This is a genomic window from Parerythrobacter lacustris, assembly GCF_024626475.1.
Lineage (GTDB): Bacteria > Pseudomonadota > Alphaproteobacteria > Sphingomonadales > Sphingomonadaceae > Parerythrobacter_A > Parerythrobacter_A lacustris.
Genome location: NZ_JANKHH010000001.1, coordinates 185,590 through 211,530, shown reverse-complemented (window position 1 = coordinate 211,530; position 25,941 = coordinate 185,590). Strand labels below are relative to the sequence as shown.

At 66.4% G+C, this 25,941-nt stretch carries 27 protein-coding genes; 20 read left to right on the top strand and 7 right to left on the bottom strand.

The window, feature by feature from the left end:
• Positions 1-113 precede the first annotated feature (113 nt).
• The 6 genes from NSO95_RS01035 (at position 114) to NSO95_RS01010 (ending at position 5,895) form a co-directional block, all read left to right on the top strand.
• Entirely contained in the window at positions 114-1,931 is a 1,818-nt protein-coding gene (locus tag NSO95_RS01035; protein WP_257594281.1) for an aminopeptidase P family protein, read from the top strand.
• 71 nt (positions 1,932-2,002) lie between these two features.
• Complete coding sequence (locus NSO95_RS01030; RefSeq protein WP_257594280.1) at positions 2,003-2,398, top strand: VOC family protein; 396 nt, start codon at positions 2,003-2,005, stop codon at positions 2,396-2,398.
• A complete protein-coding gene (locus NSO95_RS01025; RefSeq protein WP_257594279.1) occupies positions 2,391-2,789 on the top strand; it encodes a cupin in 399 nt (132 codons plus the stop codon). Before NSO95_RS01030 ends, NSO95_RS01025 begins: the two co-directional genes overlap by 8 nt.
• Before the next feature lie 204 nt (positions 2,790-2,993).
• Complete coding sequence (locus tag NSO95_RS01020; RefSeq protein WP_257594278.1) at positions 2,994-3,698, top strand: penta-EF hand family protein; 705 nt, start codon at positions 2,994-2,996, stop codon at positions 3,696-3,698.
• A 51-nt stretch (positions 3,699-3,749) separates the two neighbouring features.
• A complete protein-coding gene (locus tag NSO95_RS01015) occupies positions 3,750-4,484 on the top strand; it encodes a response regulator (RefSeq protein ID WP_257594277.1) in 735 nt (244 codons plus the stop codon).
• A gap of 1 nt (position 4,485) precedes the next feature.
• The gene (locus NSO95_RS01010; RefSeq protein WP_257594276.1) at positions 4,486-5,895 is read left to right on the top strand and encodes a sensor histidine kinase; all 1,410 of its coding nucleotides are present in this window, start codon (positions 4,486-4,488) and stop codon (positions 5,893-5,895) included.
• 132 nt (positions 5,896-6,027) lie between these two features.
• Here NSO95_RS01010 and NSO95_RS01005 read toward each other — a convergent pair whose 3' ends face one another.
• Complete coding sequence (locus NSO95_RS01005) at positions 6,028-7,602, bottom strand: DUF853 domain-containing protein (RefSeq protein WP_257594275.1); 1,575 nt, start codon at positions 7,600-7,602, stop codon at positions 6,028-6,030.
• A gap of 101 nt (positions 7,603-7,703) precedes the next feature.
• Here NSO95_RS01005 and pabB point away from each other — a divergent pair, with 101 nt between their 5' ends.
• The 5 genes from pabB to NSO95_RS00980 all read left to right on the top strand — a co-directional run bounded on the left by pabB (position 7,704) and on the right by NSO95_RS00980 (position 11,628).
• Complete coding sequence (pabB, locus tag NSO95_RS01000; protein WP_257594274.1) at positions 7,704-9,527, top strand: aminodeoxychorismate synthase component I; 1,824 nt, start codon at positions 7,704-7,706, stop codon at positions 9,525-9,527.
• Positions 9,524-10,180 carry an RluA family pseudouridine synthase gene (locus NSO95_RS00995; protein WP_257594273.1) on the top strand — a complete coding sequence of 219 codons (657 nt, stop codon included), beginning with the start codon at positions 9,524-9,526 and terminating at the stop codon, positions 10,178-10,180. The genes pabB and NSO95_RS00995 overlap by 4 nt, the downstream gene beginning before the upstream one ends.
• A 6-nt stretch (positions 10,181-10,186) precedes the next feature.
• Positions 10,187-10,600 (top strand): alternative ribosome rescue aminoacyl-tRNA hydrolase ArfB, encoded by a 414-nt coding sequence (arfB, locus tag NSO95_RS00990; RefSeq protein WP_257594272.1) that lies wholly within the window; start codon positions 10,187-10,189, stop codon positions 10,598-10,600.
• Between the two features lie 133 nt (positions 10,601-10,733).
• Positions 10,734-10,901 (top strand): 50S ribosomal protein L33, encoded by a 168-nt coding sequence (rpmG, locus tag NSO95_RS00985; RefSeq protein ID WP_010233410.1) that lies wholly within the window; start codon positions 10,734-10,736, stop codon positions 10,899-10,901.
• Between the two features lie 64 nt (positions 10,902-10,965).
• Positions 10,966-11,628: a LolA family protein gene (locus NSO95_RS00980; protein ID WP_257594271.1), complete on the top strand. Its 663-nt coding sequence runs from the start codon at positions 10,966-10,968 to the stop codon at positions 11,626-11,628.
• A 236-nt stretch (positions 11,629-11,864) separates the two neighbouring features.
• Here the strand turns inward: NSO95_RS00980 and NSO95_RS00975 are convergent, their stop codons facing one another.
• Positions 11,865-13,316, bottom strand: a complete 1,452-nt coding sequence (locus tag NSO95_RS00975) for an alkaline phosphatase (RefSeq protein ID WP_257594270.1) — start codon at positions 13,314-13,316, stop codon at positions 11,865-11,867.
• Between the two features lie 104 nt (positions 13,317-13,420).
• On the opposite strand from NSO95_RS00975, the gene NSO95_RS00970 reads away from it, so the two are divergent.
• The 3 genes from NSO95_RS00970 (at position 13,421) to NSO95_RS00960 (ending at position 16,096) form a co-directional block, all read left to right on the top strand.
• Positions 13,421-14,215 (top strand): exodeoxyribonuclease III, encoded by a 795-nt coding sequence (locus NSO95_RS00970; protein ID WP_257594269.1) that lies wholly within the window; start codon positions 13,421-13,423, stop codon positions 14,213-14,215.
• A gap of 41 nt (positions 14,216-14,256) precedes the next feature.
• Entirely contained in the window at positions 14,257-15,291 is a 1,035-nt protein-coding gene (ribA, locus tag NSO95_RS00965; RefSeq protein ID WP_257594268.1) for a GTP cyclohydrolase II, read from the top strand.
• An 85-nt stretch (positions 15,292-15,376) separates the two neighbouring features.
• Positions 15,377-16,096, top strand: a complete 720-nt coding sequence (locus NSO95_RS00960; protein WP_257594267.1) for a tetratricopeptide repeat protein — start codon at positions 15,377-15,379, stop codon at positions 16,094-16,096.
• Here the strand turns inward: NSO95_RS00960 and NSO95_RS00955 are convergent.
• From NSO95_RS00955 to recQ, 5 genes are all read right to left on the bottom strand, one after another.
• Positions 16,093-17,073 carry a right-handed parallel beta-helix repeat-containing protein gene (locus NSO95_RS00955; RefSeq protein ID WP_257594266.1) on the bottom strand — a complete coding sequence of 327 codons (981 nt, stop codon included), beginning with the start codon at positions 17,071-17,073 and terminating at the stop codon, positions 16,093-16,095. The two genes, NSO95_RS00960 and NSO95_RS00955, sit on opposite strands and share 4 nt — an antisense overlap.
• A gap of 53 nt (positions 17,074-17,126) precedes the next feature.
• Positions 17,127-17,396, bottom strand: a complete 270-nt coding sequence (locus NSO95_RS00950; RefSeq protein WP_257594265.1) for a hypothetical protein — start codon at positions 17,394-17,396, stop codon at positions 17,127-17,129.
• Between the two features lie 3 nt (positions 17,397-17,399).
• Positions 17,400-17,600 carry a type II toxin-antitoxin system antitoxin gene (locus NSO95_RS00945; RefSeq protein WP_257594264.1) on the bottom strand — a complete coding sequence of 67 codons (201 nt, stop codon included), beginning with the start codon at positions 17,598-17,600 and terminating at the stop codon, positions 17,400-17,402.
• A 24-nt stretch (positions 17,601-17,624) separates the two neighbouring features.
• Positions 17,625-18,539, bottom strand: coding sequence for an SPFH domain-containing protein (locus NSO95_RS00940; RefSeq protein ID WP_257594263.1), 915 nt, complete (start codon positions 18,537-18,539; stop codon positions 17,625-17,627).
• A 70-nt stretch (positions 18,540-18,609) separates the two neighbouring features.
• The gene (gene recQ / locus NSO95_RS00935) at positions 18,610-20,403 is read right to left on the bottom strand and encodes a DNA helicase RecQ (RefSeq protein WP_257594262.1); all 1,794 of its coding nucleotides are present in this window, start codon (positions 20,401-20,403) and stop codon (positions 18,610-18,612) included.
• A gap of 152 nt (positions 20,404-20,555) precedes the next feature.
• Here recQ and NSO95_RS00930 point away from each other — a divergent pair, with 152 nt between their 5' ends.
• The 6 genes from NSO95_RS00930 to NSO95_RS00905 all read left to right on the top strand — a co-directional run bounded on the left by NSO95_RS00930 (position 20,556) and on the right by NSO95_RS00905 (position 25,941).
• Positions 20,556-20,858 (top strand): hypothetical protein, encoded by a 303-nt coding sequence (locus NSO95_RS00930; RefSeq protein ID WP_257594261.1) that lies wholly within the window; start codon positions 20,556-20,558, stop codon positions 20,856-20,858.
• Between the two features lie 111 nt (positions 20,859-20,969).
• Positions 20,970-21,197 (top strand): hypothetical protein, encoded by a 228-nt coding sequence (locus NSO95_RS00925; protein WP_257594260.1) that lies wholly within the window; start codon positions 20,970-20,972, stop codon positions 21,195-21,197.
• Between the two features lie 30 nt (positions 21,198-21,227).
• On the top strand, positions 21,228-22,406 hold the full coding sequence (locus NSO95_RS00920; protein ID WP_257594259.1) for an acyl-CoA dehydrogenase family protein: 1,179 nt from the start codon (positions 21,228-21,230) through the stop codon (positions 22,404-22,406).
• Positions 22,407-22,509: 103 nt separating this feature from the next.
• Positions 22,510-23,733: a CoA transferase gene (locus NSO95_RS00915; protein ID WP_257594258.1), complete on the top strand. Its 1,224-nt coding sequence runs from the start codon at positions 22,510-22,512 to the stop codon at positions 23,731-23,733.
• Positions 23,734-23,845: 112 nt separating this feature from the next.
• Positions 23,846-25,087 (top strand): acetyl-CoA C-acetyltransferase, encoded by a 1,242-nt coding sequence (locus tag NSO95_RS00910; RefSeq protein WP_257594257.1) that lies wholly within the window; start codon positions 23,846-23,848, stop codon positions 25,085-25,087.
• Positions 25,087-25,941 carry an HTD2 family dehydratase gene (locus tag NSO95_RS00905; protein WP_257594256.1) on the top strand — a complete coding sequence of 285 codons (855 nt, stop codon included), beginning with the start codon at positions 25,087-25,089 and terminating at the stop codon, positions 25,939-25,941. Before NSO95_RS00910 ends, NSO95_RS00905 begins: the two co-directional genes overlap by 1 nt.

Below are 25,941 nucleotides of genomic sequence, written 5' to 3'. Positions count from 1 at the left end.
ATGCAATGCGTTCTCTAGGCAAGATGGGCCGGGTGGCAAGCCCGGGCAAGACAGGCTATGTTGCCGGGGATGACGCGGCGCGTTCCGCACGACACGAATACAGGACGAAACCCATGCTGATGCATACACATGAAGCCCGCCTTGCCGCCCTGCGCGAGGAACTGAAGCGACAGGGGCTCGCTGGGTTCGTGATCCCGATCAGCGACGAGCATATGTCCGAATATATCGGCAGCTATGCCCAGCGGCTGTCGTGGCTGACCGGGTTCGGCGGTTCGGCGGGGACGGCGATCGTGCTGCGCGACCGCGCGGCGATGTTCGTCGACGGCCGCTACACCATCCAGGTGCGCGAGCAGGTCGACGGGCAATTCTACGACTATTGCCAGATCCCGGGCGAAAGCATGGGAGACTGGCTCAGGCTCCATGCCCCCGAAGGCGCCAGGATCGGCTACGATGCCTGGTTGCACACTCGTGGCTGGGTTTCGGCGACGGGCAAGGCCGTGGCGAAGAAGAAGATTGCGCTGGTGCCGGTCGAGCGCAACCCGGTCGATGCTGTGTGGGCGGACCGACCCGAACCCTCGAAGGCGGTGGCCGAAGTGCATGGCGACGAGTTCGCAGGGCGGCCCAGCGCGGAGAAGCGCAGCGAAGTGGCCGACTGGCTCAAGGCCGAAGGCTACGACGCGGCAGTGATCTCGGCGCTCGATTCGATTGCCTGGCTGCTCAACATCCGCGGCACCGATGTCGAGCGCACCCCGGTCGCATTGTCCTATGTTATCGCCCATGCCGACGGGACGGCAGAGCTGTTCATCGCCCCCGAGAAAGTCACACCCGAGCTGGAACAGCATCTCGGCAATGCGGTGACGATCCGCGACCGCGCCCTCTTCGAGCCCGCGCTCGGCAGCATGAAGGGCAAGACGGTGGCGGTCGATCCTGATTTCGGCGTCGCGGCGATCTACCAGCTGCTCGAAGAGGCGGGCGCTACGCCGGTGGCCGAGCGCGATCCGGTGATCGTGCCCAAGGCGACCAAGAACCCCGCCGAACAGCAGGGCCACCGCGATGCGCAAGCGCGCGACGGGGCGGCGCTGGCGAAGTTCCTACACTGGCTCTCGGTCGAAGCACCCAAGGGGGGAGAAACCGAGCTGTCCGCTGTGGCCGCGCTGCGCGGGTTCCGCGAGGAAACCGGCCTGCTGCGCGACCAGAGCTTCGACACCATCTCCGCCGCCGGGCCGCATGCTGCTATCCCGCACTACCGGGTGGACGAGGAAAGCAACCTGCCGATCGCGCCGGGAAGCGTGTTTCTGTGCGATTCGGGCGGGCAGTACCGTGACGGGACGACCGACATCACCCGTACCGTGTGGATCCGCACCGAGGACGGCAGCGCCGAGCCGAGTGCCGAGCACAAGGACCGCTTCACCCGGGTGCTCAAAGGGCATATCGCGCTCGCCATGGCGCGCTTCCCGGCGGGCACGAGCGGCGGCCAGCTCGATGCGCTGGCGCGGCAGTTCCTGTGGCAGGCCGGGGTCGACTATGCGCATGGCACCGGCCACGGCGTCGGCAGCTATCTCGGCGTGCACGAAGGGCCGCAGCGCATCGCCAAGGCGACCGGCCCGCAACCGGGCACCGGCGAGCCGCTGCGCGCAGGGATGATCCTGTCGAACGAGCCGGGGTATTACAAGGCGGGCGACTTCGGCATAAGGATCGAGAACCTGGTGCTGACCGTGCCGCAGGACATCGACGGTGCGGAAGGCGATTACCTCGGCTTCGAGACGCTGACCTTCGTGCCGATCGACCGCACGCTGGTCGAGCGCAGCCTGCTGACGGCGGACGAAATCGACTGGTGGAACCGCTATCATGCGCAGGTGCGGGAAATCCTCGCACCGCAGCTGGAGGGCGATGTGCTCGCCTGGCTCGAGGACGCCTGCACGCCGCTGTGATCGTGCTTGTTCCGGTGAACGTGTTCCGGTAATGTTCCTACCGATCGCGAGTCGCGGCAGGGAGAATGCACATGATCGGATATGTTACGCTGGGGACCAACGACCTAGCGGCCAATGCCCCGTTTTATGACGCCATCGCCAAGGAAATGGGTGTCGGGCGGATGATGGATTTCGACACTTTCATCGCTTGGGGCGCATGGGATGGCGGGGCCGGCATCGGCCTGACCCAGCCGTTCGACGGCAATGCGGCGACGGTCGGCAATGGCGTGATGGTCGCGCTGCAGGCGAAGGACCCGGATCACGTCCAGCGCATCTACGACACCGCGCTCGCCAATGGTGGCAGCGATGAAGGCGCACCAGGTCCGCGCGGCGAGCCGGACGAGCAGGGCAATACTTTCTATGCCGGCTATTTCCGCGACCGGGAGGGCAACAAGCTCAACGCCTTCTGCATGGTTCGGGATGACTGAGACCCGCAAGCTGGCGGAGCATTGGCTGCATCTGGGGCTCGGCGCGACTGCCGTGCCCCAGCCCCCGTTCGACGGGATGGAATGGTACGACGCCTATGGCGCGCGCCATCCGGGCGACGGGGCCGAAGGGCGGCTCGTCTCGCAGTACACTTTTACCGAGGACTGGCCCGGCTGGGAAATGCATCCGCTGGGCGAGGAAGTCGTCATCTGCATCGACGGCTCGATGGCGCTGACGCAGGAATTTCCCGACGGCACGCGCAAGGTCGTGCAACTCGAAACAGGCGAATATGCAATCAACCCGCGCGGCGTGTGGCATATTGCCGATGTCGCCGAGCGGGCGACCGCGATCTTTATCACTGCGGGCGAAGGCACACAGCACCGGCCGCGCTGAATTCGCACTGCTGAGGCATTTCGGGCGGATGAACGTCCCCGTCCGGCCGATACAATCTGCGACAATTTTCCAGCTGGCGGGGATAATGTTGCGACATTGCTTCGCTAGAGCGTTATCACGAGCTGCGGCGGTGCCTTGCCAGTCCTCCCCCTCCCCAGGCAGGCGGCGTCGCAGCTCAATCGGAATTTCGATTGGAGAGATAACATGCGAAAACTGACCCTCACCCTTTCCGCCGCCGCGCTGGCTCTTGCTGGCGCAGGTGCCGTTTATGCCGCACCCGGCGACCCCGGTGGCAAAGGCGGAGCCGATGCCGACGGAGATGGCGTAGTGACCTCGGCCGAGCACAAGGCGCATGTCGCACGGATATTCGCCCGGATGGATGTGAACGACGACGGCGCGATCAATGCCGACGACCGCAAGGCGCGGCAGGCCGAACGCTTCAACCGGGTCGATGCCAACAACGACGGCGAACTGTCGCAGGCGGAAATGGCCGCGGCCCGCGAAGCGCGTCAGGCGCGGATGCAGGAACGCCGCGAAGCCATGCGCGAACGACGCGCCGGTCGCGCGGATGAACGCTTAGCCCGGCTCGACACCGATGGCTCGGGCGGTGTGAGCCAGGCCGAGCTCGCCGCCGTGCAGGAAGCGCGGATGGAGCGCCGCGGTGACCGAGCCGGGGCGCGTGAAGGCGGCGAGCGCAAGATGCGCGGCCATCGCGGTGGCCAGCGCGGCGCAATGGCCATGCTGCGGATGGCCGATACCAATGGCGACAAGTCGATCTCGCAAGCCGAATTCACCGCAGCGGCCGACAAGCGTTTCGCCGCAATGGACGCCAATGCGGATGGCAGCGTGACCGCCGAGGAACGCAAGGCTGCGTGGACCGAACGTCGTGCCGCGAGGCAGGCTCGGTAAGCCATTGCTTGCTCATCGGTTGAGCCAACGGCTAGGCGCGGCAACGATCTGATGAATGACACCGCGCCTATTTCCCTCCTGCTGGTCGACGACGAAGCCAGCCTGCGCGAACCTCTGGCGGAGTATCTTACCCGCCAGGGGTTCGCCGTGCAGGAGGCCGAGAGCGCAGCCGTTGCACGCAGCCATCTGCGCACCGAGAAGCCCGACCTCGTCCTGCTCGACATCATGATGCCGGGCGAAGACGGATTGTCGCTGTGCCGCCACCTGATCGAAACGCGCGCCTTGCCGGTCATCCTGCTGACCGCAAGGGGCGAACCAACCGACCGCATCGTCGGCCTCGAGATCGGGGCGGACGACTACGTTACCAAACCCTTCGAACCCCGCGAACTGGTCGCCCGGATCCGCTCGGTCTTGCGCCGCGCTGGGCGCGCTTCGAGCGAGCCCGATGCTGATGCACCCTATGGGTTCGAAGGCTGGCGGCTCGACCCGCTCAAGCGCCGGTTGACCGATCCCGAGGGGGTGCTGGTTTCCATTTCGACCGCCGAGTTCCGCCTGTTACGCGCCTTCCTCGACCATCCGCGCCAGGTGCTCGACCGCGACCAGCTGCTCGACATGGTGCAGGGGCGCGAGGCGCATCTGTTCGACCGCGCGGTCGACAACCAGGTCAGCCGGTTGCGACGCAAGATCGAAGCCGACAGCCGCAATCCCGAGCTCATCCTGACCGTACGCGGCGGCGGCTACCGCTTCGCGGCGCAGGTGACCCGCCCGGTTGGCGGGCGCGACTGACATGCGCCTCTGGCCCAAAAGCCTGCTCGGGCAGGTCTTGCTGGCGGCAACCGTTGCCGTGCTGGTCGCTCAATCGGTCTCGGTTGTGCTCCTGTACCGTGCCGCCGAATCGCGGCGCGACGCGGCAATGCTTAATGTCGCCGCGCTCCAACTGGTGCGCCAGGCGGAACAGCCCGATCGCAGCCAGCTCGCCACTGCCGAGCGGCGGGACCGCCGCGACCGATTGCGGCGGCAGACCGCCGGGCCACGCCTGCCCCGGCCATTACGGATCGAATGGGTCGATAATCCCGCCAGGCTCTCCGGCGACCGACGCGATCCCGCGCGCGAAGCGGAGCTGCAGCAACTGCTGCTGGCGCAAGGGGTGCCGGTAAGCGAGGTGCTCGTGCTCGAGCGCCGGATTGGCGATGATCCGTTCATTGCGGGGCGTCCCCGGCTGCGGGAGCGGGTCGCGAGCGAGGGACTGCAACAACGCGAAATGCTGGTGGCGGCGGTCAGACGCGACGGGGCCGGCGAATGGGCGGTTTCGCGGGTACCCGAACCTGTCGCACCCACCGGGGTGATGCGCACGATCCTGTTCCAGACGATCGTCATCTTCCTCGTGCTGGTGAGCTCGCTGTTCTTCCTGTTGCGACGGATCACCCGGCCGCTCGCGGTACTGACCGAGAGGACCGAACGGTTCGCTGCGACGCGGCAGGCAAGCGAGCCGCTCGCCGCGCAAGGCCCGGACGACATCCAGCGACTGATCGCTGCGCACAACGCGATGGAAGCGCGGATCGCCGCCCTGATCGATGAGAAGGACGTGATGCTCGGCGCGATCGGGCACGATCTCAAGACTCCGCTCGCCGCGCTGCGGGTGCGGATCGAGAGCGTCGAGGACGAACGCGAGCGGGCCAAGATGGCGGCCGGGATCGAGGATATCACCCGTTCGCTCGACGATATCCTCTCGCTCGCCCGCGTCGGCAAGGCCACCGGCCCGGCCGAGCCGACCGACCTTACCGCGCTCGTGGCATCGGTGGTCGAGGAGTTCGAGGACAGGGGCAAGCCGGTGCACATGATCGACGCGCCCCGCATCGTCCGCCCTGTCCACGTTACCTGGCTGCGCCGTGCGTTGCGCAACCTCATTTCGAACGCGGTGCGATATGGCGACAAAGCCAGCGTCAGCCTGACCGAAACCGAAGGCCGCGCAATCCTGCGGGTCGACGATATCGGGCCGGGTATCCCCGCCGACCGCATCGCCGACATGCTCGAGCCGTTCACCCGCGGCGAGGCTTCGCGCAATCGCGCGACCGGCGGCGCGGGCCTCGGGCTCACGCTCGCCCGCGCGATCGCCGAGCAGCATGGCGGTGAGCTGGTCCTGACGAACCTGCCTGAGCGGGGCCTGCGCGCCGAAATCCGCCTGCCGAGCAGCTAGAGTCTTTTCCACAAGCGTCGAAGCGGCACCGGCCCGCACCCCCCACCCGGCCATCCGCAGAGTAAACCTGATTGGGTGGCCGGGTGGGGTGCGGGCCGGTGCCGCGTCGTTTCAGTGAAACTGAAACAGACTTTAACGCATCAAGCCACCGATCAGGTTGCGCACGAAGCGGCCCGCGATGCCGCCGCCGAATTCGGTTGCGATGGTTCCGGCGGCCGAGGTTGCCGCAGTCTTCATCGGGTTGGCACTCGACCGGCGGCCGGTGATCTTGGCGGCGACGATGGTTGCGGCGGAACTTGCGGCGGCGCCCATGGCGGCCTTGCCCGCCTTCTCCCACAGCGATGTGCTCTTGCGCGGGCGCTTGGCCACTTCCTCGGTGCCCTTGGCGGCGACTTCCTCGGCGGTCACCGCTGCGTCAGTGGCCTTGGCGGCAAGCACTTCCTCCGCGCTCTCACGGTCGACCGCCGTGTCGTATTTCCCGTCGACCGGGCTGACTGACTGGATGATCGCGCGCTCCTTGGGTGTCAGCGGCCCGAGCCGGCTGCGCGGCGGCATGATCAGTGTCCGCTGGACGATCGTGGGCGCGCCATCCTCGTCGAGCGTCGAAACCAGCGCCTCGCCCACTTTCAGTTCGGTGATCGCCGCCTCGACATCGAGGTCGGGGTTGATCCGGAAGGTTTCCGCCGCCGCCCTGATCGCGCGCTGGTCGCGCGGGGTGAAGGCGCGCAACGCGTGCTGGACACGGTTGCCGAGCTGCCCTGCGACCTCTTCCGGGATATCGATCGGGTTTTGGGTGCAGAAATAAACCCCCACGCCCTTCGAACGGATCAGCCGCACGACCTGTTCGATCTTGTCCTGCAACGCCTTGGGTGCATCGTCGAACAAGAGGTGCGCCTCGTCGAAGAAGAACACCAGCTTCGGCTTGTCGGGATCACCGACTTCGGGCAGCGATTCGAACAGTTCGGCCAGCAGCCAGAGCAGGAAAGTGGCGTAGAGCTTGGGGCTGCGCATCAACTGGTCGGCGGCGAGGACGTTGATGTAACCGCGCCCCTGCTCGTCGCATTTGAGGAAATCGTCGATCTCCAGCGCCGGCTCGCCGAAGAACCGGTCCGCCCCCTGGCTTTCGAAGCTCAGCAGCTGCCGCTGGATCGTGCCGACCGTCGGCTTGGTCACGTTGCCGTAGACCCCCGACAGCTCCTTCGCGTTCTCCGCCGCCCATGCCAGCACCGATTGGAGGTCACCGAAGTCGAGCAGCAGCAGCCCGTTCTCATCGGCGTGGCGGAAGACGATCTGCAACACGCCCTCCTGCGTCTCGTTGAGATCGAGCAGGCGCGCCAGCAGAAGCGGTCCCATTTCGGATACGGTGGTGCGGATCGGATGGCCCTGTTCGCCATAGAGATCCCAGAACACCGCCGGATTGTCCGAATAGGCATAGTCGTCCTTGCCCAGTTCCTTCGCCCGGCTTTCGAGCTTGTCGGCATGCTTGAAAGTCGGCGATCCAGGCATGGCAATGCCCGCCAGATCGCCCTTCACATCGGCCAGAAACACCGGGACGCCTGCGGCAGAGAAACACTCGGCGAGGCCCTGCAACGTCACCGTCTTGCCGGTGCCGGTCGCCCCCGCGATCAGGCCATGGCGATTGGCCTTGCCGAGGTCGAGATACTGCTTCTCGCCATTGGCCGCGAGGCCGAGAAAAATCTGTCCCATTTGTGTCGTGGCTCCGATCCCTGTCCGCAGACGACACTGGCCAGCCGCAGCGGTGCGGTCAAGCACTCGACTTGGAAGCGAAAGCGATTATGGCGGGGGCGATGGCCGAGACTGCACCCGACACACGGCAACCCTTTGTCCTGCTGGACGATGCGCGGGCGTCGGGCGCAGCGGACGCGCATCTCTACCGTTCGCCGACGCGGATCTTCGTGGCGCGGCGTCCGGACGAAGTCGAAGCGGTGCTTGCCGCTGCCGATGCCGCGCGCCGCGAGAGCGGCAAGCCGCTCGCCGGCTACATTGCCTACGAAGCCGGGCTTGCGCTGGAGCCGAAACTGAAGCGGCTGGCGGACCATCGCAGCGGCGCAGGCGGCCCGCTTGTCTGGCTCGGCCTGTTCGACGAGGAGACGGTGCTGTCGCCTGCCGAAGCGGCGGACTGGCTCACCGCCGAGGGCGCAGGGCATGCCTCGCTCGGTCCGCTCGAACCCCAGCTGTCGTTCGGCGGATATGCGCGGGACTTCGCCCGGATGCAGGACGCGATCCGCGCGGGCGACATATACCAGGCCAACCTCACCTTCCCGCTCGCCGGTTCCTATCGCGGCGATCCGGTGGCGCTCTACCGCCAGCTCCGCCCGACGGCGCAGGCAGGTTATGGCGGGCTGGTGTTCGACGGATCGCACTGGCTGCTGAGCCTTAGCCCCGAGCTGTTTGTCTCGCTGCGCGGCGCAGAGGCCAAGGCCAAGCCGATGAAGGGCACCCGGCCGCGCAGCGATGACGCTGCAAGGGACGAAGCGCTGGCGCGCGATCTTGCCGCCTCGGTCAAGGACAAGGCCGAGAACCTGATGATCGTCGATCTGATGCGCAACGACCTGAGCCGGGTAGCCGAAGCGGGCAGCGTGCGGGTCGACGCGCCTTTCGCGATCGAGAGCTATCCCACGGTGCACCAGATGGTCTCCACCGTCCGCGCGCAATTGCGGGACGGGATGGGCGCGATCGACCTGGTGCGGACGATCTTCCCTTGCGGCTCGATCACCGGCGCGCCGAAGATCCGGGCGATGGAGTTGATCGACGCGGTTGAGCGCGACGCGCGCGGCCCCTATTGCGGCGCGATCGGGCGGATCGATGGCAGCGGCGATGCCGCGTTCAATGTCGCGATACGGACGCTCAGGCTGACGCCGGTCGAGAACGAGCGCGGCACCGCCGTGCTGGGCGTCGGCTCGGCCATCGTCGCCGACAGCGACATCGAGTCCGAGTGGCGCGAGTGCCTGCTCAAGGGCAGTTTCGCGCGCAAATCCGGACCCGGCCTTGCCACCGCGCAGTTCGACCTGATCGAGACCATGCGCTTCACCCCGGAAACGGGCATCGCACTGCTCGACCTTCATCTCGAACGGATCAAGGCGAGCGCAGCAGAACTCGGGTTCTCCTTCGACCGCCACGCTACCCGCAACCGCATCCACGCGCTGTGTTTCGAGCTCGAGCGCCCGGCGAAAGTCCGCCTGATGGCCGCGCGCAGTGGGGCGACCTCGCTGACGACCTCGGACCTGCCACCGCCGCGCAAAGCACCGCTCGACTGCATCGCGCTGCCGCTACCGGTCGATCCGGGCGACTGGCGGCTGCGCCACAAGACCACCGATCGCGGCTTCTACCGCGAGGCGCTGGAGGTGGCCGAGCAGGCCGGCGCGCAGGAGGCGCTGCTGGTGCGCGAAGACGGTCTGCTGACCGAGGGAAGCTGGACTTCGATCTTCGTCGAGCGTGACGGGAAACTGCTGACCCCGCGCTTGGCGCTGGGCCTGCTCCCCGGCGTATTGCGGCAGTCGCTGCTCGATAGCGAGAAGGCGGAGGAGGCCGATCTGACGCTCGACGATCTGGCGCAAGGGTTCCTGCTCGGCAATGCCTTGCGCGGCCTGATGGCGGCGAGGCTGATATGAGGATCGACATCCTCTACGAAGACGGCGAAGCGCTGGTGATCGACAAGCCTGCCGGCCTACCGATCGACAAGCCGCGCAGGGGCGGGCCGAGCCTGGAAGACCACATCGAGCAGTTGAAGCTCGGCTTCCAGCGACCACCGGTGCCGGTCCACCGGCTCGACACCGATACTTCGGGCTGCCTGCTGCTCGCGCGCAATTCCAAGGCGCTGGCCAGGTTCGGGCGGGCGTTCGAGGAGCGCCGTGTCGGCAAGCGCTATCTCGGCATCCTGGCCGGCGAGATTGAGGACACAGACGGCACAATCGCCCTTGCGCTGAGCAAGATCAGCAGCGCCGAGAAGGGCTGGCGGATGATCGCCGCCAGAAAGGGTAAGCCCTCGGTCACTCACTGGCGCAGGCTGGCAACCCGCGATGGGCTGACACTGGTCGAGTTCCGCCCGGAGACCGGGCGCACCCACCAGATCCGCATCCATGCGCTCGCGGGGCTGGGCGTGCCGCTGCTGGGCGATCCGGTCTATGGCAGGCCCGATCCGCGAGTGAAGCGGGCAATGCTTCATGCGGCGGGCCTGACCGTGGAACGCGAAAGCAAACCGGCGATCGAGGCGCTTGCGCCGCTGCCCGCCGATTTCGCCGCGCTCGGTTTCGAGGGTGGGTAGGCCGCCGTGGGTGCCGTAGCGGACAAGGCGCTGGAGATCGCCGAGGAGAAGTTCATCGCCTCCTCCGGACCCGGCGGGCAAAACGTCAACAAGGTCGCAACGGCGGTGCAGCTGCGGGTCGACGTGTTCCAGCTCGGCCTTTCTCCGGAAGCATATCATCGCCTGAAGGACATCGCGGGCAGCAAGCTGACCAAGGGCGGCGAGATCGTACTTACCGCCAACGAATACCGCACGCAGGAACAGAACCGCGCTGCGGCGCGCGAACGCCTGCTGGCACTGCTCGCCGAAGCGCTGGTCGCCCCGCGGAAACGCACGAAGACGCGCGTCTCGCGCGCCGCCAAGGCGGAGCGGATCAAAGACAAGAAGGCGCGCGGAGAGATCAAGGCGGCGCGCGGCAAGCCAGGCCGGTCCGACTGGTAGCCAGGCCTGCCCGCCGGGCGCTTGACTTTTTGCGGTGATTCGCCCAATGGCCGCGCCGGAATGGCGGTGCACTTCGCGCCGCCCTTATTTTTTCGGCCCGGACACCGGGTCTTTCGATCTTTAGGAAAACGCCATGGCGAAGCCCGCAACCGTCAAGATCAAGCTCGTCTCGACCGCCGATACGGGCTTCTACTACGTGACCAAGAAGAACCCGCGGAACATCACCGAAAAGATGACCTTCCGCAAATACGACCCGGTCGTGCGCAAGCACGTCGAGTTCAAGGAAGCGAAGATCAAGTAAGCTGAACCGCGGGAACCGCAAAAGTTCAGTGACCGTTCAACGCTCCGACGCTAGATGACGGAGCATGAACATGATCTCAAAACTCAAATCGAAACCGCTGCTCGGCGCGATTGCCGCCGCGCTGGCGCTTGGAGCCCCCGCTGTCACGATGACCGCCAGCACGCCCGCCGTGGCGGCTGCGGGCGATCTCGACAAAGCGGTGACCGCCCTGCGCGGGATCTCGACCATGACGGCGGACTTCACCCAGACCGACCGGCAGGGCCAGACGGTGGCCGGTAAGCTCACGCTCAAGCGCCCGGGCAAGATCCGCTTCCAGTACGAGAAGGGGGTGCCGATGCTGCTGGTTTCGAACGGCAAGTCGCTCACCCTGATCGATTATGAGGTAAATCAGGTCCAGCGCTGGCCGATCAGCAATTCGCCGCTCGGCGCGCTGCTCGATCCCAATCGTGACGTGAAGCGCTATGGCCGCCTCGTCCCGACCAACGACCCCAAGGTGGTCAGCGTCGAGGTCAAGGATCCGAACAAGCCCGAGTACGGCGTGATCACGCTGATCTTCGTGCCCAGCTCCAGCGCGCCGGGCGGATTGCAGCTGACCAACTGGGTCGCACTCGATTCGCAGAACAACCGGACCACGGTGCGGCTGCGTAATCACCGCTACGGAGTCGCGGTGGCGGACAGCACTTTCACCTACCGCGATCCGCGCCGCACCACTCGTCGCCCCAACTGATCGCTTCGGCGGCTGATCGTTGTAAGAATGCGACAAGCCGCGTGCGATTGTTCATTCACGAGCAAGGCCGTGAGGCGTAGTTTGTAATCAACAAAGCGGTCGGAGGCGGGTTTCCCCCCTGTTGCCTCAGCCTCCTTTAACAGGCCGCTTTGTCCAAGCGTGACGAACGCTAACATGGAACCCTCGTGCCAATGCCCCCGGCACGAGGGTTTTTTGTGGTCTGCTTGCGGCAGGTTCTATCTATCGGTCCAGCCAAAGGCGGCGCGGATCACGTCGTGTATCCGGTTCTGCTCCATCTCCCCGCGCACGCGTTCCGCTCCCGGCCCGCTGGCATAAAGCGCCACATCTTCGCCCGCATGGGTTTCAGAGCCGAGTGGGACCGCTGCCTGCTGATACGCCCGGACCCCCGTCTCGGGGATCGGTCGCCCCTCCTCGGCATCGTGTGCCACTGCGCCCGGTCCGTTGGCATAGGACAAAGTGGTGTAGGGTTTGCCATCCCGCGCCAGCGTCGGCCCGCCATCGCTATCGCCGCCATCCTCGCCCCCGCCTTCGGGCGGAATGACATGGCCGAGGATATCGTTGCCGCGCCTTGGATAGCCCGCGATGGTAAAAACATGGCTGTGGTCGGCGGTGACCAGGATCAGCGTCTCCGCCGGATCGGTATGATCGAGGGCCCATTGGATCGCCCGGGCGAATTCAACCGCTTCCTCGAGCGCATAGCCGGCCTGCCCGGCGTGGTGCGCATGGTCGATCCGCCCGCTTTCCACCATCAGATAGTAGCCGTCGGGATCGCTCTTCAGGCGACCGACCGCCGCTTCGGTCATTTCGGTCAGGGTGGGCTCGCTGCTTTCGGGCTGGCGGTCGACCATATAGCTCATGTGGCTGGGCGCAAACAGGCCGAGCACCGGCTTGCCGGTCGGGGCTGCCGCCAGTTCTTGCGCGGTCTGGACATAGGTGCCCCCGCTCGCCGCCTGCCACGCGCCGGGCAAGTCTGCCGACTCGACAAGTCGCTGGCCGCCGTTCGCCTTGCCGAAGAATGCCGCCTTGCCGCCGCCCAGCGCGACATCGAAGCGCGCATTGACCAGCTGGCTGGCGATATCCTCGCAGCCGATCCCGCGTTGCCCTTCGGGGATGGCCGCGTCGGCTTCCCAGTCGCGCGACACGCTGTGCGCATAGACCGCCGCAGGCGTCGCGTGGGTGATTCGCGCGGTGCTGACGATGCCCAATCCAAGCCCGCGCTCGGTAGCTTCGGCACCCAGCAACGGCAGCTCGCGGCCCACGGCCGAGGCGCAATCTCCGGTAGTGATCTCTGGACCGTATCCGAGCACGCCGATCTTCGTCTTGACGCCGGTGTGCATCGCGCTCGCGGTTCCGGCACTGTCGGGCACCTGCGCATTGGTGTTATAGGTCTTGACCAGCGCGACATTCTGGAATGTCTCGAATGGCAGAACATATTCCTCACCGGTCTGGCCCAGCTTCTGGCCGGCATAGATGCGCGCCGCCGTGACCGTGGATACCCCCATCCCGTCGCCGATGAAGAGGATTACGTTCTTCGCGCGCGGTGCCGGTGTCTGGTCAGTCGCAGATCGCGGCGAGCCGCCGTCCTGGGCAGCGGCCGGAATGGCCAAAGTCCCCAGCGGCACGGCAAGGCAGGCGGCCATGGCGATCAGATTGGTGGTGCGCTGCATCGATGCCTCCAAGTCTATGTTGCAGTGAATGGTATGACGATTTGTCATGACCGCAATGTTGCACTGCCTTGCTGGCGCGGATTGTGCCACCTAAAGCAGCCCGCATGGTCACGATCACCACCTGGAACATCAACTCAGTCCGCCTGCGGATGCCTATCGTCGAACGCTTCATTCAGGAGCAATCGCCCGACGTATTGTGCCTGCAGGAGATAAAGTGCCAGGAACCGCAGTTTCCTTACGATGCGTTCCGCGCGCTGGGGTACGAGCATTTCGCGGTGCATGGGCAGAAGGGCTATCATGGGGTGGCGACCGTCAGCCGCATCCCCCTCGCCGAGTTTTCCCGGCATGACTGGCAGGACAATGGCGAGGCGCGCCATGTCGGGGTCGAGCTGCTCGGGCCGGGCAGGGGGATGATCCTCGAGAACGTCTATATTCCCGCCGGCGGAGACGAGCCCGACCGCGCGATCAATCCGAAGTTCGGTCAGAAGCTCGATTTCCTCGAGCGAATGACCCGTTGGGCCGACAAGGTCGACCGGCCCACGCTGATCGTCGGCGATTTCAACATCGCCCCGCTCGAGAGCGACGTGTGGAATCACAAGCAATTGCTCAAGGTGGTCAGCCACACGCCGATCGAAGTGGATACGCTGCAGAGGTTCCGGGATGCGCATGGCTGGTCCGACATCGGGCGCGAGCATATCCGCGATCCCGAACGCTATTACAGCTGGTGGAGCTACCGCGCGAAGAACTGGCGCGACGGGGACCGGGGAAGGCGGCTCGACCATATGTGGGCCAGCCCGGAGCTCGCCAGACAGGCGATCGGGCACCGCGTGTTCGAGGATGCGCGCGACTGGGACAGGCCGAGCGACCACATCCCGCTGACGACGGAGTTCGATCTCTGAGCGCAGCCGCGCCTTCGCCCCCGGCTTCGCCGGCACGCCGGGTGGCGCGCGCGATCGACGCCCTGCGGCACGGCTGGCCGATCGCGTTCGCAGACGGTCCGACGCTGTTTCCGGTCGAAACCGCGATTGCGCGCGACGCCAGTTCCGAGACCATGCTCATTTCCGCCGCGCGCGCCGCGACGCTCAAGCTTGCCAACCAGCGCGAGGCCGCCGAGCCGCATGCCCCGGTGCTGATCCGTGGGGCCGAAAGGTTTGCCCTGGGCTCGGCAATGCCGATCGCCGATCCGGCGCTCGATATGGCCAATCCGTTCAAGGGACCGTTCATCGCTTCGGCCCTCGAATGGCCCGAAGCGGCTGCGACCGCGATGGAGCTGGCGCGGATCGCGGGGATCCTGCCGGCCTTTCTCGTCGATCCGGAGGGTGCCGGGGAGGCCGAGGTGCTGGCAGCGAGCGATTTGCGCGAATGGTCGGAAGTCGAGCGGCTGTTCATCGCCACCCGCGCGCGCCTGCCCATCGCGGCCAACGAGGAGGCGGAGATCGTCGCCTTTCGCAGCGCCGACGACCTGCGCGAACACGTGGCGCTGGTGATCGGGCGGCAATCGTCCGAACGCACCCCACTGGTGCGCCTGCATTCCGAATGCCTGACCGGCGATATCTTTTCGAGCCTCAAATGCGATTGCGGCCCGCAGCTCGATGCGGCGCTGCATGCCATAGCGGGCGAAGCACAAGCGGGGGGCTGGGGCGTGCTGCTCTACCTGCGGCAGGAAGGGCGCGGGATCGGGCTGATCAACAAGCTGCGCGCCTATCGCCTGCAGGATCAGGGGTTCGACACGGTCGACGCCAACCGCCGCCTCGGCCTGCCCGACGAAGCGCGCGACTTCCCGGTGGCAGCGCGCATGCTCGAGCTGCTCGGCGTGCGCGAAATCCGGCTGATGACCAACAACCCGGCCAAGGTCGCCGCGCTCGAATCGGCGGGAGTGACGGTTGCCGAACGCGTGCCCCACAAGCTACCGGACAATCCGCACAACGCGCATTACCTTGCGACCAAGCGCGACAGGTCGGGCCACTTGCTGTAACAACGGTTTGCGTTCAGGAACGGCGCAGAGCCGATAATGCATGGGCGCATACAACGCCGCTGACGGGACCGGAGGATAGGATACGATGCAACGCCTGCTGATCGCCGCTTCGGCCTTGCTTCTGCTCGCCAACTCGCCGCGCGAGGATGCGCTGGCGCTGATCGAACAGGGCAAGATGGGCGAAGCCATCGAGCTTATCCGGCAAGCGGCCGATGCCGGCGATGTGGAAGCGATGACCTTCCTCGGAATGTCTTATGAGAAGGGACAGGATGTCGCGGCCAATCCGGCTACGGCAGCGACTTACTACCGGATGGCCGCCGATCGCGGCGACCCTTATGCGCAATGGCGGCTGGGCATCATGATCGATAGCGGTGCGGTCGAAGGCAGTCCCGAGCAGGCGGTCGAGCTGTTTCGCAAGGCAGCCGATCAGGGCAATACCGGTGCCATGGCGAGCCTCGCGGTGATGCTTGCCGCAGGCAAGGGTTTGCCGCAGGATTTCGCTGAAGCGCGGCGGAACTACGAGATGGCCGCGCGCAAGGGCAATGCCCACGGGCTTCAGGGCCTCGGCGTGCTCCATCTGGAAGGACAAGGGGTGCCGCAGGACAAGGTCGAGGCGATGGCGTTGTGGCTGGTCGCCCTGTCGGCCGGCGACATGGTGGCGTCGGCCAACTTTCAGAAGATCAGCTATGGCCTGAACGACGACGAGGTTCACGCGATCAATAAGCGCGCCAACGCAATCGCCACCGAGTACGGCTACGAAGCGCAGTTCACCCCGTGGCGGGACTACAAACCCGAAGCGAACTAACGCCGTTCGAAGCGCTTGAGCCCCGCGCCGAGGGTGTTCGGGCCAAGCTCGATGTCCGCCCCGCTCCAGTCGGCAAGGAACACCGTTTCGCGGCTGAGGTTGGGCACCAGCCGCGCGTCGTTGCCCGCCACCAGCAATCCGTCCGACGGATGCAACCGGTCTTCCGCGCCGAGCGCGATGAAGGCGGAGTAATTCTCCTTGCTGCGCCCCTGGACGAACCAGTTGTTGGTGATCTGCCCGGTCGCGCCCGCTGGCAGGTCGATCATGTAATTGGTGTTCTGGCCCGCGCTGTCGTCGAAGCTCGAGGCAGCGATCTCGACCCGCGCGGCGCGCGCCTTGACGTAGTGACCGCCCGCGCCCTTCTCGAACCGGCTGCGGGTGACGCGCAGCTGGCCGTAGTCGCCGATGTAGATCGAATGCGCGCAGCCGCCCGAACCCTCGCAGGTGCCGAGGCCGGAGAAGGTCGACTTGTCGATCACGATCCGTCCGTTGGCGTCGTTGCCGGTCAAAATGCCTTGCTGGCTGTCGGCGAACCAGCTTTGCGACACGGTGAGATTGCCCTGTTCGAGCCGGATCCCCGCGCCGTTGAAATCGGGCACCGCCATACGCCGGAAGACGAGGCCAGATACGCTAGCCTCGCGCCCGCGCAGCACCAGCGCCGCCTTGCCTTCGCAGGTCACCCCGTCGAACACGGCGCGACCCGGCTCGGCGGCGAGATAGGCAATGCTGCCGCCCTGTTGCACCGCGCACTGGCGATGCGTGCCGCTGGCGATCGAGATCGTCCCGCTGCCGTTGCCGATGGCGTTGACCGCGTCTTGCAACTGGGCGTAGCCGCGCCCGGTTTCCACCACGGTGAAGGGGGCACTCGACTGGGCGAAGGCGGTAGCGGCAGGGATCGCGGCAACGGCCAGCGCGGCGACAGCGATCAGCAGCCGCGAGACGCGGCGCGATTCGACCGGGAAGACGGGGTTTTCCATGCCTCCCGCGATAGCGCCAAAGGGTTAATGGCCTGCTAAGCCTGCAAGGCGGGTCAGCCGCGCTCGCCGTTGCGCCAGCGCCATCCCCCGCGCGTGCGGTGCTTTGCGACCAGCACGAGGAGGGCCGTCGCGACTACGATCCCGGCCACGGCAATGGCGATGTTGGCGAATGTGCCGCTCTCCGCCAGCAGTCCGAAGCCGAGCATCACACCGAGGTAGGATGCCAGCAATACCCAGCCCTGCCACGCAACCGGCAGGCCTGCGCCATAGCCATGGGTCTTGGCGGAGAACCAGTCACCCGGTTCGAAGAATTTGTGCAGCATGTCCTATTCTCCCTTCGGTGGTCGACCACGCTTGGCGCGGCTGCCCCGGTCCACAGTAATCCCGCGCGCTTTCAACGCCTCGCGCAGCAGGATTTCGATTTCGGCATTTGCGCTGCGCAGCTCGTCGGCGGCCAGCCGCTCGATTGCTGCGTGGACCGCAGGATCGAGCCGGAGCGCGAATGCCTTTTTCTTCGGTGAGGCCACAGGCCCGCTCCCGCGTTGCGTCGATCAGTACAGCGAACCGGCGTTGACGATCGGGCTCGCTTCGCGGTCGCCGCACAGCACGACCATGAGGTTCGACACCATCGCCGCCTTGCGTTCGTCGTCCAGCTCGACGATGCCGTCCTCGGCCAGCTTGGCGAGCGCATCCTCGACCATCCCGACCGCGCCGATCACCACCTTTTTGCGCGCCGCGATCACCGCATCGGCCTGCTGGCGGCGGAGCATTGCCCCGGCGATCTCCGGCGCATAGGCGAGGTGGGTCAGCCCCGCCTCGTCGACCACGATACCCGCCACTTGCAACCGTTCGTTGAGTTCGGCACACAGCTCCGAATTGACCACATCGGCGCTGCCGCGCAGCGTCGTCTCGTCCTCGTCGCTCATGTCGTCATAGGGATGCCGCGCGCCGACGGTGCGCAGACCCGCCTCGATCTGGATCTCGACGAAGGTCTTGTAATCGTCGACATCGAACGCCGCCTGCGCGGTGTCGGCCACCCGCCAGACCACATTGCAGGCGACCTCGATCGGGTTGCCGCGCAGGTCGTTGATCTTGACCCGGTCCGAATGGACGTTGTGCGCCCGCGCGCTGATCTTCTTGCGCATCATCCACGGCCACACCCAGCGCAGCCCCTCGGTCCGCTCGGTCCCGCGATAGGCACCGAACAGGGTAATAACGGCCGCCTGGTTGGGCTGGATCATGAAAAACCCGGCGGCGACCAGCACGAGCGCAAGGATCGAGCCGAACAGCAGCCCTGCAAATGCCAGCTTGGCATCCTTCATTGCACCCTCGGGCGGGACGCCCTGGCTCACGGTCCAGATCGCGAGCGCCGACACGGCGACAAGCACCACCAGCATGACGAAGCCGTTGAAGCTGCTCGCCTTGCGCTCGCAGCTCACATTCATTGCACCTGTCAATTCGGTCATGGTCCCACCCTTTCGATATAATAGTGATATCACTTTTATATCGATTCGCAGGAGAGTCAATCGGAACCGTTCAATGCTGGCGAATCACCGTGAGGAACGCGTCGCCATAGGCTTCCAGCTTTTTCGCGCCGACCCCGCTGAGGTTGCCGAGCTCGGCAAGCGAAGAGGGCCGGAATCGCGCCATTTCGCGCAAGGTGGCGTCGTGGAAGATCACATAGGGTGGCACCTGCCCCTCCTGCGCCAGTTCGCGGCGCAATTCGCGCAGGGCATCGAACAGCGGGTCGCCGACCGGGTTGGGTGCCGAATCGCGCTGGCCCCGCCCGCGCTCGCGCTTGGGCGGCACAACGATCATCACGGCGGCATCGCCCTTGAGGATGTCGCGTGCCTCGCCGCCCAGCGCCAGCCCGCCGTGCTCGGTCGAAACCAGCGCCCCGCGCGCCTGCAATGCGCGTGACAGGGGCTGGAGCAGCCGCGCTTCTTCGCCACCGACGATGCCGAACACGCTCAGCCGGTCGTGCCCGCGCTGTCGCACGCGCTCGTCATCGGCCCCGGTGAGCACCTTCTGCAGATGCCCGAAGCCGAAGCTCTGGCCGGTGCGATAGACCGCCGAGAGCAGCTTGCGCGCGGTTTCGGTCGCATCGGTCACCCCGGGGGGAGAGAGGCAATTGTCGCAATTGCCGCATTCGCGTGGCGGGTCTTCGCCGAAATGCCGGAGCAGGATCGCGCGGCGGCAACCGGCGGTCTCGACCAGCCCGGCCAGCGCTTCGAGCCGCGCGCGTTCCTCGCCCTGCCGCGCTTCGGGCAGTTCGCCGAGCCGCTGGCGTGCTTGGGCGAAATCGCCCGCGCCCCACAGCATTTCGGCGCGCGCGGGATCGCCGTCGCGCCCGGCGCGACCGGTTTCCTGGTAATAGGCTTCGATCGACTTGGGGATGCCGGCATGCGCGACGAAGCGCACGTCGGGCTTGTCGATCCCCATGCCGAAAGCGATCGTGGCGACGATGACCATGTCCTCGCTCGAGACGAAGGCCGCCTGGTTGGCCGCGCGCCGTTCCGGATCGAGCCCGGCGTGATAGGGCAACACCGGGCGGCCGGTTGCATCGGAGAGTTTCGCCGCGAGGTCCTCCACCTTCTTGCGGGTCGGGGCATAGACGATCCCCGGCCCCGGTTCTTCCGCCATGATTTGCGCGATCTGGCGCGTGGCATTGTCACGGTGGCGGATTGCATAGCGGATGTTGGGCCGGTCGAACCCGGCGAGGATCAGCCCGTCCTCGGGAATGCCTAGCTGCTGGAGAATGTCGCTGCGGGTCCGCTCATCCGCTGTCGCCGTCAGCGCGAGACGAGGCACATCGCCGAAGGCATCCATCAGCGGACGCAGCTGGCGATAGTCGGGGCGGAAATCGTGCCCCCATTCGGACACGCAATGCGCCTCGTCGATCGCGAAAAGACCGATGCGCGCGCTCGATAGAAAATCGCGGAACTGCAGCTGGCTGGCGCGTTCGGGGGCGACATAGAGCAGGTCGAGCCCGCCCGCGCGATAGGCGTCCATTGTCTCGCGCCAGTCGGCATCGGCGCTGGTCAACGTTGCCGCGCGAAGCCCGTTGGCGCGCGCCGAGCGCAGCTGGTCGTGCATCAACGCGATGAGCGGCGAGATGACCACGCAGGTCCCATCGATCATCGCCGCCGGCAACTGGTAGGTGAGCGACTTGCCCGCCCCGGTCGGCATCACCGCGAGTGTCGATTGCCGCGCCAGCACCCGCGCGACAACGTCCGCCTGCCGCCCGCGAAAGTCGTCGAAGCCGAACAATCGGCGCAGCGTCTCGCGCGCCTCATCCAGCCGACCGTCGTGTCCGTTTGCGCCGCCCATGGCCGTCCCCTTGGCAGAGGCGCGCCGCGCGGCAAACAGGGGACGCCGCGAATTTGGACTTTGCGGTGGGGAAAAGCACAGGCTAATCTGTGCCCATTGCCCGCGTCGCACGTCGGCGCACCCAATTTTTCGACCCTTGGAGCACATTCGCCATGAGAAAAATCGCCCTTGCCGCCAGTTTCGCCGCCGCCGCCCTCGCCCTCACCGCCTGCGGCGACTCCAGAGATGCGTCGGAAGATGCCGAAGCCGAAACCGTCGAGGAACCCGCTGCCGAGGCAATGGAGGAAGTGATCGAGGAACCGGTGCTCGATACCGACATGTCGCCGCGCGAAGAAGCGCCTGCCGGCCCGCCGGTCGAGCAGCGGACGCTCGACCAGGCGGCAGACGATGCAGAGGCCGCAGTCGCCGATTTCGAGGCCATCGCCAACGAAGCCGAAGCGAGCAATCAGGAGTAATCCGGGCTTCGGCCTACCAGGGCCTCTTGATTGATAGTCCCAGGGCGGGCGGATTGCGGACGCGCGATCCGCCCGCTTTACGTTTGCGTAAAGCGCATTATGGTGCCTGACATGATGATCTCGCGCGCACCTGGCTTCGCTCTCCTGCCCGCCTTTATGCTGCTTGCTGCCTGCGGCGCCGGCGGGGGCGATGCCGGACCCGGTGGGGTGACCGAGAACGAGGCCGAGGCGCTCGACGAAGCGGCCGAAATGATCGAGCAGCGCCGGCCAGAGCCCGCAGCGCAGCCGAGCGAGAACGGGACACCCGCAGGCGATCCCTCGCCCGACTCGCAGGAATAGAACCGCCCATCGGGCAGGAGAGGAAGCGCGATGGCCGAAAGCGGCATGGACCCCGAAATCTTCGACCAGTTCCTCGACCAGCTGCAGCGCTATGTCCGCGAGCGGCTGATCCCGGCCGAAAAGGAGGTGATCGAGCACGACCGCATTCCCGCTGCGATCCTGGACGAGATGCGCAACATGGGGCTGTTCGGCCTGTCGATTCCGGTCGAATACGGCGGTGCGGGGCTCAACATGCAGCAATATGCCCGCGTCATCCACGTGATGGGCTATGCCGCGCCGGCCTATCGCTCGATCTTTTCGATCAACATCGGCATGTTCAGTTCCGCGCTCAAGAATGGCGGGACGGAGGCGCAGAAGGCCGAATGGTGGCCGCGCGTCGCCGCTGGCGAGATCGCCTGTTTCGGCCTGACCGAGCCCGGTTCGGGATCGGACAGCGCAGGGCTCCAGACCACCGCCAAACCCGATCCATCGGGCAATGGCTGGATCCTCAACGGCACCAAACGCTACATCACCAACGCGCCGAGCGCGAAGGTGGCGCTGATCATGGCGCGCACGAACAAGGACAACCTGCCCAAAAACACCCATGTCAGCGCCTTCATCGTGCCGATGGACGCGCCCGGCGTTTCGACCGGGACGCCGGACAAGAAGATGGGGCAGTCGGGCGCGCATATCGCCGACATCATGCTCGACGATGTCCATCTGCCGGGCGAGGCGCTGCTCGGCGGGGAAACCGGCAAGGGCTTCCGTTTCGCCATGATGAGTCTCGACAACGGGCGCATCTCGGTCGGCGCGATGGCGGCGGGGCTGGCGCGGCGCGCGCTCGATTCGGCGATCCGTTATGCCAACGAGCGCAAGGCTTTCGGCGAGCCGATCGCCAATTTCCAGCTCATCCAGCAGATGCTCGCCGAAAGCGAGATGGAAATCTATGCCGCCGAGTGCATGATGGACGACGTCACCGCGCGCGCCGACCGGGGCGAGAACGTGCTACGCAAGGCGGCCGCGTTCAAAGTCTTCGCTTCCGAAATGTGCGGCCGGGTGGTTGACAGGGTGGTGCAGGTCTATGGCGGCGCAGGCTACCTCGCCGAATACGACGCCGAGCGTTTCTACCGCGACGCGCGCATCTTCCGCATCTATGAAGGGACGACGCAGATCCTGCTGTTGCAGATCGCCAAGCACATGCTGCGCGAATGGAAAGAGGAGCAGCGCTGAGCGATGAATGCCAAACCTGTTTGTCATCCCCGCGCAGGCGGGAATCCACGATGGCCTGGAGAGCGCATGGGGCCCTGGATCCCCGCTTTCGCGAGGATGACAGATGTATAGATTGCTCGACGATCTTAGCCTCATCGAAGTCTCGAGCTTCGTCGCCTCGCCCACCATCGGGCTCTATTGCGCGCAGATGGGGGCCGAGGTGATCCGGGTCGATCACACAGCCGGCGGGCTCGACTACGACCGCTACATGCTGACCGGCGAAGGTCGTTCGCTAAGCTGGGAGAACCTCAACCGGGGCAAGAAGAGCGTCGCGCTCGACCTGCGCAGCGGCGCGGGGCGCGAGCTGTGCGCCGAACTGGCGCGCACCACCGGCACGCTGGTGACCAACCTGCCCGAAGCGAGCTTCCTGTCACATGCTGCTGTTGCGCGGGGGCGCGAGGATATGGTCAGCTTGCGCATCATGGGCTGGCACGACGGGCGGCAGGCGATGGATTTCACCGTCAACGCCGCGAGTGGATATCCGCTGATGTGCGGGCCGGAGGAATGGGACCCGGTGGCAGCCCCGCCGGTCAATCAGGTACTGCCCGCGTGGGATTTCATCACCGGGGCCTATGGTGCTTTTGCCCTGATGGCCGCGGTGCATCACCGCACCCGCACCGGCGAGGGGAGCGAGCTGCGCATCCCGCTCGGCGATGTCGCGATCGGGACGATGGCCAATTCGGGAGCGATGGCGGAGATGCTCTATCGCGGGTCCGACCGCGAGCGGCTGGGCAATGCGATCTGGGGCGCCTTCGGGCGCGATTTCCGCAGTCGCGACGGCCAGCGCTTCATGGTCGCCGCGTTGACGCCGAAGCAGTGGGACGGGCTGGTCGCCGCTTTCGGGGTCGAAGCGGAGATTGCCGCGCTGGAGGCCGAACTGGGTGTGCGCTTCGCCGATGGCGACACGCCGCGCTTCACCCACCGCAAGCCGCTGTTCGCGCTGTTCCAGCAGGCTTCCGAGCAGCACGACTACGCCGCGCTGGCGGAACGGCTGGCGCAGCACGGCTGTACCTTCGAACGCTATCGCACCATGCACGGAGCAGCAACCGATCCGGTGCTGGTGGCGGACAACCCGCTGTTCGGCCCCTCCCCCGCCAACCCCAGCGGCTTCGCCTATCCCGCCACCCGCAGCTTCGCGAAGCGCCACGGCCACGAACCGGGCGACCCGGCCCCGGCCCCCTATCTTGGCCAGCACAGCGAGGAAGTTCTGGCGCAGCGCCTTGGCTTGTCTTCAGGTGCCATTGCCAAGTTGGTGGACGCGGGGACGGTGGCTTTGAGCGACATGTAACCACACCCGTTCGTGCTGAGCTTGTCGAAGCACTGTCCTTCTTCATGGGACGCGGGAGAGAAACAAGGACGGCCCTTCGACAAGCTCAGGGCGAACGGAGGTAGATACTATGGTGTCAGGCAATCTCGTACTCAGACGCGTCGCCATCTGCTCGCCGCTCCGCACGCCAGTCGGGCGCTATCTCGGCACGCTCGCACCGCTCGAAGCCGGGGCGCTGGGCGCGGTGATCCTGAAGGCGCTGATCGAGCGTAGCGGGGTCGATCCCGAACGAGTCGACGATGTCGTCTTCAGCCAGGGCTACGGCAGCGGCGAAGCCCCCGCCATCGGCCACTGGAGCTGGCTCGCCGCCGGCCTGCCGCTGGAAGTGCCCGGCTACCAGGTCGACCGGCGCTGCGGTTCGGGCCTGCAGGCGATCGTCAATGCGGCGATGATGGTGCAGACCGGGGCGGCCGATTGCGTCGTCGCCGGCGGGGTCGAGAGCATGTCCAACGTCGAGCATTACACCACCACCGCGCGGCACGGTGCGCGGATGGGCGACATGGTGCTGTGGGACCGGCTGACGCGCGGGCGGCTGATGAGCCAGCCGATCGAACGCTTCGGGGTTATCACCGGGATGATCGAGACGGCGGAGAACCTCTCCAAGGACTACGGCATCACCCGCGAGCAGGCCGATGCCTTCGCCGTACGGTCGCACCGCAACGCCACCGCCGCGTGGGACCAGGGCCGGTTCGACGAGCAGATCGTGCCGGTGGCGATCCCGCAGAAGAAGGGCGATCCGGTCATTTTCACAGAGGACGAGGGCTTCCGCCCCGACGCCAGCATGGAGACGCTGGGCGCGTTGCGCGCGATCGATCTCAAGCGCGATCCCGATGCCATCGTCACCGCGGGCAATGCGAGCCAGCAGAACGATGCCGCCGCCGCCTGCCTGGTGGTGGCGGAAGACAAGGTCGAGGAGCTGGGCCTCACCCCGATGCTGTGGTTCACCGGCTGGGCGGCGGCAGGCTGCGACCCCAGCCGGATGGGCATCGGCCCGGTCCCGGCAGTCGAGCGCCTGTTCGCGCGTACCGGCATGGGCTGGAGCGATATCGAGATGGTCGAATTGAACGAGGCCTTCGCCCCGCAGGCGCTCGCGGTGCTCAGGGGCTGGGGCTGGTCGGACGACGACAGCCGGATGGACCTGCTCAACGTCAACGGCTCGGGCATTTCGCTCGGCCATCCGATCGGCGCGACCGGCGGGCGTATCCTCGCCGACATGGCGCACGAGATGCACCGCCGCGGCGCGCGCTATGGGCTCGAGACGATGTGCATCGGCGGCGGGCAGGGCATGGCGGCGATCTTCGAACGCGCCGCCTGATGGGGGCGTGGGATGCATGGATCGGGCGGCAGCAGGTCCAGACCGATATCGTCGACCGGGCGCTTGCTGCGCGGTGGCTGGCAACCTTCGACCGCGACATCTCCGGCCACGGCGCGCTGCCGCAGGGCATCCACTTCGCGCTCTGCACGCCGCAGGCGGCGACGGCCGAACTCGGCGAGGACGGGCATCCAAAGCGCAGCGACAGCCCGGACAGCCTGTTCCCCCCGATCCCCCTACCGCGCCGGATGTGGGCGGGGAGCGACATCGCGTTCCTGCACCCGGTCAGTGTCGCTCAGCGGATCGAGCGCACGAGCACGTTGCACTCGGTGGCCGAGAAACCCGGCAGCAGCGGCAATCTCGCCTTCGTCGAGGTCGAGCATCTGACTCGTGCCGACGGGGTCGATGCAGTGCGCGAGGTACAGACGCTGGTCTATCGCGAAGCAGCCGCACCCGACGCGCCGCCATCCCCGCCGGAACCGGGCGAGCGCGAGTTCGCCGAAGACGAGTGGGACGCGGCTACCACGCTTGTGCCATCGGAGACGCTGCTGTTCCGCTACTCCGCGCTGACTTTCAACAGCCACCGGATCCATTACGATCTACCCTATGCGAAAGGCGTCGAGCGCTATCGCGGCCTGGTGGTCCACGGCCCGCTGATCGCCAGCCTTTTGCTCAAGCTCGCCGCAGAAACGCATGGCGACAATGCCCTGGCGAGCTTCAGCTTCCGGGCGGTGAGCCCGGCGATCTGCGGCGAACCGCTGCACCTTGCCATGCGCGCCGCCGCAGGAGGCATCGAGCTCGGCGCTTTCGCTTCCGACGGCCGGCAGACAATGAAGGCGAGCGCGGCGCTCGCCTGA

Bases quoted from the DNA above. Each gene is read 5' to 3' on its own strand.
- NSO95_RS01020 (WP_257594278.1), top strand. From the start codon at position 2,994: ATGCGAAAACTGACCCTCACCCTTTCCGCCGCCGCGCTGGCTCTTGCT.
- NSO95_RS01015 (WP_257594277.1), top strand. From the start codon at position 3,750: ATGAATGACACCGCGCCTATTTCCCTCCTGCTGGTCGACGACGAAGCC.
- rpmG (WP_010233410.1), top strand. From the start codon at position 10,734: ATGGCGAAGCCCGCAACCGTCAAGATCAAGCTCGTCTCGACCGCCGAT.
- NSO95_RS00995 (WP_257594273.1), top strand. From the start codon at position 9,524: ATGAGGATCGACATCCTCTACGAAGACGGCGAAGCGCTGGTGATCGAC.
- NSO95_RS01035 (WP_257594281.1), top strand. From the start codon at position 114: ATGCTGATGCATACACATGAAGCCCGCCTTGCCGCCCTGCGCGAGGAA.
- recQ (WP_257594262.1), bottom strand. From the start codon at position 20,403: ATGGGCGGCGCAAACGGACACGACGGTCGGCTGGATGAGGCGCGCGAG.
- NSO95_RS00955 (WP_257594266.1), bottom strand. From the start codon at position 17,073: ATGGAAAACCCCGTCTTCCCGGTCGAATCGCGCCGCGTCTCGCGGCTG.
- NSO95_RS00960 (WP_257594267.1), top strand. From the start codon at position 15,377: ATGCAACGCCTGCTGATCGCCGCTTCGGCCTTGCTTCTGCTCGCCAAC.
- NSO95_RS01005 (WP_257594275.1), bottom strand. From the start codon at position 7,602: ATGGGACAGATTTTTCTCGGCCTCGCGGCCAATGGCGAGAAGCAGTAT.
- NSO95_RS00970 (WP_257594269.1), top strand. From the start codon at position 13,421: ATGGTCACGATCACCACCTGGAACATCAACTCAGTCCGCCTGCGGATG.
- NSO95_RS00950 (WP_257594265.1), bottom strand. From the start codon at position 17,396: ATGCTGCACAAATTCTTCGAACCGGGTGACTGGTTCTCCGCCAAGACC.
- pabB (WP_257594274.1), top strand. From the start codon at position 7,704: ATGGCCGAGACTGCACCCGACACACGGCAACCCTTTGTCCTGCTGGAC.
- NSO95_RS00905 (WP_257594256.1), top strand. From the start codon at position 25,087: ATGGGGGCGTGGGATGCATGGATCGGGCGGCAGCAGGTCCAGACCGAT.
- NSO95_RS00920 (WP_257594259.1), top strand. From the start codon at position 21,228: ATGGCCGAAAGCGGCATGGACCCCGAAATCTTCGACCAGTTCCTCGAC.
- NSO95_RS00930 (WP_257594261.1), top strand. From the start codon at position 20,556: ATGAGAAAAATCGCCCTTGCCGCCAGTTTCGCCGCCGCCGCCCTCGCC.
- NSO95_RS00980 (WP_257594271.1), top strand. From the start codon at position 10,966: ATGAACATGATCTCAAAACTCAAATCGAAACCGCTGCTCGGCGCGATT.
- NSO95_RS00940 (WP_257594263.1), bottom strand. From the start codon at position 18,539: ATGACCGAATTGACAGGTGCAATGAATGTGAGCTGCGAGCGCAAGGCG.
- NSO95_RS00925 (WP_257594260.1), top strand. From the start codon at position 20,970: ATGATGATCTCGCGCGCACCTGGCTTCGCTCTCCTGCCCGCCTTTATG.
- NSO95_RS01025 (WP_257594279.1), top strand. From the start codon at position 2,391: ATGACTGAGACCCGCAAGCTGGCGGAGCATTGGCTGCATCTGGGGCTC.
- NSO95_RS00975 (WP_257594270.1), bottom strand. From the start codon at position 13,316: ATGCAGCGCACCACCAATCTGATCGCCATGGCCGCCTGCCTTGCCGTG.
- NSO95_RS01030 (WP_257594280.1), top strand. From the start codon at position 2,003: ATGATCGGATATGTTACGCTGGGGACCAACGACCTAGCGGCCAATGCC.
- NSO95_RS01010 (WP_257594276.1), top strand. From the start codon at position 4,486: ATGCGCCTCTGGCCCAAAAGCCTGCTCGGGCAGGTCTTGCTGGCGGCA.
- NSO95_RS00915 (WP_257594258.1), top strand. From the start codon at position 22,510: ATGTATAGATTGCTCGACGATCTTAGCCTCATCGAAGTCTCGAGCTTC.